Raw genomic sequence first — 5921 nt, 5'->3', positions numbered from 1 at the left:
GGGGTTATGCAGGAGGAAAATCTGAGAAAACGGCACCTGTTGCCACTACAGCAGATCGTGCTGGGTCTACAGCACCAAAGGCTGATGCCAGCGTGGAGGGTAACCCAGTCGATCACCGCCCGTACACTGCAAATGACGCCCCACAAAGTGATGCTAAGAGCAGGTCCATCCCAGCACCAGATGTGGCTACTACAGCCCCAAAGGGTAACGCTGGCTCTTCAAATTCTGGGAATACCGCCCTGATGAGTAATTCTGGTTCTACTGGAGACAAGGGGGAGAGCCCTTCTTTTAGGGAGCTTGCAAAGCAGCATGAGAAGGCTATCCGATCTGCACATGACCATCTTATGCCTGGCGATTCCACAACAGGGGGTGTTTCTGCACCTTCTATTGGAGTCAAACATCTTTCCGATTAGTGGAATACCGCTTCTCAGGATGTGCAGTATATAAAGGGTCGGATAGTCCGGCCCTCATCCTGCTAGGGGGTTGTTATGGACGCGAAGACACTTATTCAGGTCATCAAAGAAACGGGCATTACCACGGATGAGGCTATCCTTGAGATTTTGGAAGATGGTGAGGCCATGGGGCGGATTCTCAGACTTCCATATTTTCGGTTAGAAAATCCGAAGACGGTTGTAGCGCATATCAAAGCCCAGTTCATTGTGGAAGATGCCCGCAGCCAGATTCAAGAAGCTCTGTTTTTCGATCAGGCGATGGCCGGTTTCGAGAAGGATTTAACGGAGTGCGAAGAGAGCCTTTTTGGTTGGCTTGCTGCTTCATGATGGTGCTATACATCAATATCTGACACACAACAGGGGCTAAATGCCCCCAAGGATTTGAAATGACGGATGTAAATAAGGTGGTCCAGGCTTTTGCGCTACAGGTCTATGCACAATCCCTGGACATTGTGCAACAACTGGAACCCCTACCTGCAACCGCCGTGACGAAGCATGAAAATCGCGTTAATCGGGTGATGACGGATGTTTCTGGTTGGTTGTCCTCCCTCACTTCGGATGATCTGGCTCTGATCACCGACGGTCATGCACCGGAAAAGCAGCTCAATGGTGGGGACATTACGGCATACCCAGCCGATGCGGTGCAGATGGTTTTAGAGCGGAGAATCCGTGCTGCGAGCCAAGTTTGCCTGCATCAACATATTGAGTTTGACCCGTTTATTCACTTTACGGGTAAGTATCTGTCGAGCATGGAGCCACACAAGCAGGGCTGGCTGGCGGAGCGCGCGGCAAATCTCTTAGTAGCGGGGGCATAAGCCATGTTCAAATCATTTGAAGAATTGCTGGAAAAAACCCAAGGTTACCCAGAAGAGCGGAAAGCTGACTTGCGGAGCACGGCAGCTACCCTAACAACCATCGGTCTGCTCTCCCAGAGTAACTTGCAGAAAGAAGTCCAGGAAATCATTGAAAACTTGCCAGAAATCCGCAAACAAAGGGCTCAAGCCATGCGCGAGTCTGCCAATGGACTCCCAAAAGATGAACGAGCTACCTGCCTAAAAAATGCTGATCGTCTGACAGATTCCGCCGAAAAATTACGTGTCCCAACCGTCAATGAGCAGTTCAAAAATAGGGCTATACTGACTGAACTTTCTCTCCGATTGAAACAGAAAATCAGGAACTTTGACAAAATGATGCCGGAGCTTGATCCTGAGCGGCTGGAACGCTACCAGAAAGCCATTCATACTGCTGAAAAAGCAATGCCTGCAGATTTGAGCACAGATGACCGGAGCCTGGCAGCGCGGTTTGCTTTTGCATCGGAGTTGATGGCAGCGGGTGGCCCTAAGCACTTTGACCTGGCCGTGGATAATTTTTACCGGTCAGTTTGCCCAGCAGAGTATGAACGCGGGCACAAAGGGGATGTAGAGCTTACCACCGTTGCTGAAAACGCACTCGACCAGGAACAGCACACCCAGGACTATCTAACCCAGAGGTTGCAGGAACAGGACCAGGCGGAACGCATGGATAGGGTTAAACATAATAAGCTACTAATCAACCTGCCATTGCTTGCTGCAGAGCACTTAAAGCCACAGGAATACGCGGCTTATCGGGTGATGATTGAGAATGAACACTTGATCGACTGGAAGCTGGAAAATGGACAGGTGGTAATGAAAGCCAAGACTCTGGATGTGGGTGACCCGGAAAATACGATCGGAAAGATTTTGCAGAAGGAGCTGGGCTACCAGCATGTGCGCGGTGCCAACATAACCATTAAAAAGACCATCGAAAAGATGAATGGCTTGATGCATGCGCACGGCAAAGAAGATATTACAATTAGCCAGAAGGCGTCGGATCGCATACGGAAGACGACAAGAGAGGTGCTAAATTCCCCTGAGTCGCAGTCCAGGACGAAGAGTAAGGGGCTCGGTCTTTAGTAGCAGAACCAAATCAGAAGTCGGTCACATGGGGTGGGGATGCCACCCCCATGCCGAAAATCGTTCGGCGTATAGGCGTGAGCTTGAAAAAGCTATAACATGATCTATACTAAAAACCACTCACTGGCAGAAAACGCTTCTCGCCATGTGCTGAGAGTGTAAGACCCACGCGGCGGGGGTTTCCGCCACCACTGATGAAAAGGAATACTGCTATGTACAAGACTACCGATAATTTCAACAGCAACACCACCCCTGCCACTGTTCGCCGTGATGGATACGGTGCCATTCGTAACCTGCCTACCGAAATCAAGGAACTGGTCGAAACGGTCAAGAAGTCCGCTGGCTGGGAAACGGGTGTCACCAGCGAGGGCATGAAGCGCGGTGGCTTCGAGTCCCGCAACATTGATGTCTATGGATATGACGTTGCCCACAATCTGGCCGTCATCCAGATCCGCCGCGCATGGAAGAAGAAAGAAAGCTGGTACACCGAAGTGTCCAAGGCGTATGCCTTGGTTGGCATCGACGAAGGGCAGGTGTTCAGCCACCCGTTGGCTTCCAGTCCCCGTCGCAACCCGCACTTGGATGACATGGCCCCCGAAGAAGTGGTGGCTTGGGCCGAGAGTAAAATCTTTGGTGTGCCCGTGAACAAGCTGCACACGATCACCCGCCAAGGCGACATCGCTCTGGTCCCGGTGCGCGGCATTCCGCATGACGCCCTGCCGATGGCTGCTGGTCGCTTTGGTCTGGTTACGCTCGAAAGTGGGGTGCATGTTCTGACGCTGCGTGGTAGCCACCAGGTACATATCGATGGCGAGGTATTCGAGGCGGACGGCACGATTTACGCCGAAGGTGCTATCGAGATCATGCACAGCAAGGGCGAGCACAAGGCAGTCTGCGCCACCGGCAAGCTCAAGGTTGTCACCGGCGAGGTGGGCGACAGCCCTTGGTGGCTGAATGCTGAAATGGGCGATTAAGAAGATCACGCTTCTCGTCATGTGTTATGAATGTCGGGGCCGGATAGTCTGGCCCCTGTAACCACAGGGGGTGGACCATGCACTTTTTAATGACGGAATTTCATTGGACGGCTGGGCAGTTTATCTTCTACCGTAACCTATTTTTGGTGTGTGTTGATGCGTGCCTAACTTTTTGGTTCACCAGCCGTGTAGCTTATTATCATCACGGCGGCCGCATGCCAATAATCCTTTACCCTTGTTTCTGGATATTCTTTTACTTTACCAGTCTGTTCATTTTAGCCTTGGCGATTCCATTGAGGCTATTGGGTGTGCGGCTCTTCCCGGTGTTTGGCCCAAAAGGGATGTAGCCAGTAGCTCGTCATGTCATCGCCGTGGGATACAAGCTGCCCACGGTTTTTTTGCGTATGAGCTACATCAAATGGGTGGGTGCTATACCGTATTGGTAGGGTAAAAAACTTATCTCAACTGGCAGGGTGCTATACCTAGATACCAACTGGAAAAAGGATTTTGACATGGCAGAAAACGATAGTGGTAAAGAGCGGTACTTAGCGGCCCGCCGCGAATGGCTGGAGAGGTATGGGGATTATATTGCTTCCGCGAAAAACTGGCGGGCTATGGCTTTTGGCAGTCTGGTCATCGCTGGGATCTTCGGTGCTGGCATGGTCTATGAAGCCGACCGTGTGCATATCATCCCTTATGTGGTGGAAGTTAATCATCTGGGGGATGCGGTACATTTGGCTCAGGCGGTCAATGCTGGCACGTATCAACAGCCTATTGTGCGCCATGTTCTCACCCACTGGCTGCGTCTGGTTCGTGAACAAATCCCGGTGGTAGCGGCTGAGAAGCAGGCTTACAACGAGGCCTACAACTACACATCTTCCAGTGCCGAGCCTGCGTTGAACGCATTCTTTCAGCGGCACAATCCTTATATGGCTTACACAAAGCGTCGGGGCGCCCGGACTATCACGATTACTTCCGCCTTGCCACAAGGCCCACTCACATCCAAGGGTGGAACTTTTGATATTCAGTGGACTGAAAAACAATATAGTCGGAGTGGCGCTATAACGGGAACAACCCACTGGCAAGGCATGATTACCTATGCCATCACCAAGCCCTCCACGAACCCCAACGTCTTGAATGGCAATCCGTTTGGCATTTATGTCACCAATTTCTCTTGGAATCAGACCATCTAAAGGAAGGAATCACGTCATGAAAAAAGCACTCCAGAAGAGTATCACACTGGCGGTTCTGACCGCTCTACCGCTGGTAGCCTTGGCCGCACCGGATGTGCCGCCGATAAAGACCAGCCACACGGCAAAAAGCACACCTAACCTGCCGCCCAGAACGAACGGGGGCACGGACCTGGGTGCTTATGGGGATAATGCTTTGCCGAACGGCCAAGCCGCCCCGTCTTCTGCTAAAATCTGGCAGGAAACCATCAAAGCCCCGCCCTCCGGTCGCATGCAGCATCGCACTCTGGAAGGGATGCAGAAAGCCTTGGTATCGGCGTATCAAGCTGGCAACCTGCAGTCATTGCCACCGATTGCCGGGACTAACGGTAGCATCTTGTATGCCTACGGTCACTCCCTGCCAACACTGGTTACCTCCCCCATGCACACCAGCATTATCATGTTGCAGCCTGGAAGCCATCCGGCAATGGCTTCGGGGGCCAGTCCTGCAGTCTGGAAAATCAGCACGGTTATGGCCGGTGATCAGCCGGAAGTCTTGGTGACGCCATACCATGAGGGTCTGCATACTGATCTGGTCATTCCGGCCACGTCCGCGTCTGGTAAGCCCATGAACTATGTCATCGACCTGACCTCCGACGCCACACAGTACACGCCGATTTTGGGTTTTTATTACCCCGGACAGATGGAAGTGCGCTGGAAAGAGCAGGCAAATGTCACGGCCACCGCAAAGGCTAAGGTAAAAGCGGAGACTGTAGCTACCCTGCCAAGCCTGAATGTTGCTGATATGAACTTTGATTACAAGGTCCATTGCTCAGGAGGCGGTTGGTTCAGCAGCAGTAGTTGTGGCTCCATCATGCCAGAGCGGGTCTTTTCAGCAAATGGACACACTTACATCCAGTTTGGTCCAAAACAGGCGGAACACGGCGGTATTCCGGCTATTCTGGGCGAAAACAGCGCCGGTGAAAACGCCATCATCAATGCCCAGTATCGAGACGGATACTACATTGTTGATTCCGAACCCGCCAAGATGTTACTCCTGGCAGGAAAGGGCAGTAACGGCAAAGTGGTCAAGATCACCCGCAACAAATAAGGGGCTATAAACATGAACTTCAAAGACATTTTTCAAAAAAATGGTGCCCAGCCGGAGCCCGATTCTGACGATGACGCCCCAACCGGGGCGCCGATTGTCCAGGGTCCGGTGCGTACAGCAGGTGGCGCATTAGCTACTACACTACACAAAAAGCGGATTCTCGTTTCCCTGGCCGTGGTAGCAGCCATTTTCGGGAGTGGGGGATACTTTCTGTATAAAGAAACGACTGGGCATGACACTCAGGGTGCTGTGCAGAATGTAGGGCCAGCCAGCCATCATCCGTT

8 protein-coding genes are annotated in these 5921 nt (G+C 52.1%); all 8 read left to right on the top strand.

The features are described from left to right. Window positions 1-243 (top strand): hypothetical protein (locus AC2VLY_RS16975; protein WP_486892414.1); only part of this gene is annotated, 243 nt, incomplete at its 5' end. Between the two features lie 245 nt (window positions 244-488). Further along, window positions 489-779, top strand: a complete 291-nt coding sequence (locus tag AC2VLY_RS16970) for a hypothetical protein (protein ID WP_024893245.1) — start codon at window positions 489-491, stop codon at window positions 777-779. Window positions 780-838: 59 nt separating this feature from the next. Continuing rightward, window positions 839-1267, top strand: a complete 429-nt coding sequence (locus AC2VLY_RS16965; RefSeq protein WP_024893244.1) for a hypothetical protein — start codon at window positions 839-841, stop codon at window positions 1265-1267. A gap of 3 nt (window positions 1268-1270) precedes the next feature. Continuing rightward, window positions 1271-2383, top strand: a complete 1113-nt coding sequence (locus tag AC2VLY_RS16960) for a hypothetical protein (RefSeq protein ID WP_024893243.1) — start codon at window positions 1271-1273, stop codon at window positions 2381-2383. Between the two features lie 212 nt (window positions 2384-2595). Beyond that, window positions 2596-3357 carry a hypothetical protein gene (locus tag AC2VLY_RS16955; RefSeq protein WP_486892413.1) on the top strand — a complete coding sequence of 254 codons (762 nt, stop codon included), beginning with the start codon at window positions 2596-2598 and terminating at the stop codon, window positions 3355-3357. A 512-nt stretch (window positions 3358-3869) separates the two neighbouring features. Then, on the top strand, window positions 3870-4550 hold the full coding sequence (locus AC2VLY_RS16950; RefSeq protein ID WP_024893240.1) for a VirB8/TrbF family protein: 681 nt from the start codon (window positions 3870-3872) through the stop codon (window positions 4548-4550). A 16-nt stretch (window positions 4551-4566) separates the two neighbouring features. Beyond that, window positions 4567-5637 carry a TrbG/VirB9 family P-type conjugative transfer protein gene (locus AC2VLY_RS16945; RefSeq protein ID WP_024893239.1) on the top strand — a complete coding sequence of 357 codons (1071 nt, stop codon included), beginning with the start codon at window positions 4567-4569 and terminating at the stop codon, window positions 5635-5637. A 12-nt stretch (window positions 5638-5649) separates the two neighbouring features. After that, window positions 5650-5921, top strand: a 272-nt coding sequence (locus AC2VLY_RS16940; RefSeq protein WP_486892412.1) for a hypothetical protein, incomplete at its 3' end; no start/stop codon positions are given.

This window comes from Acidithiobacillus sp. TH-A36 (assembly GCF_057473445.1).
This window is presented reverse-complemented; position numbering and strand designations above follow the sequence as displayed.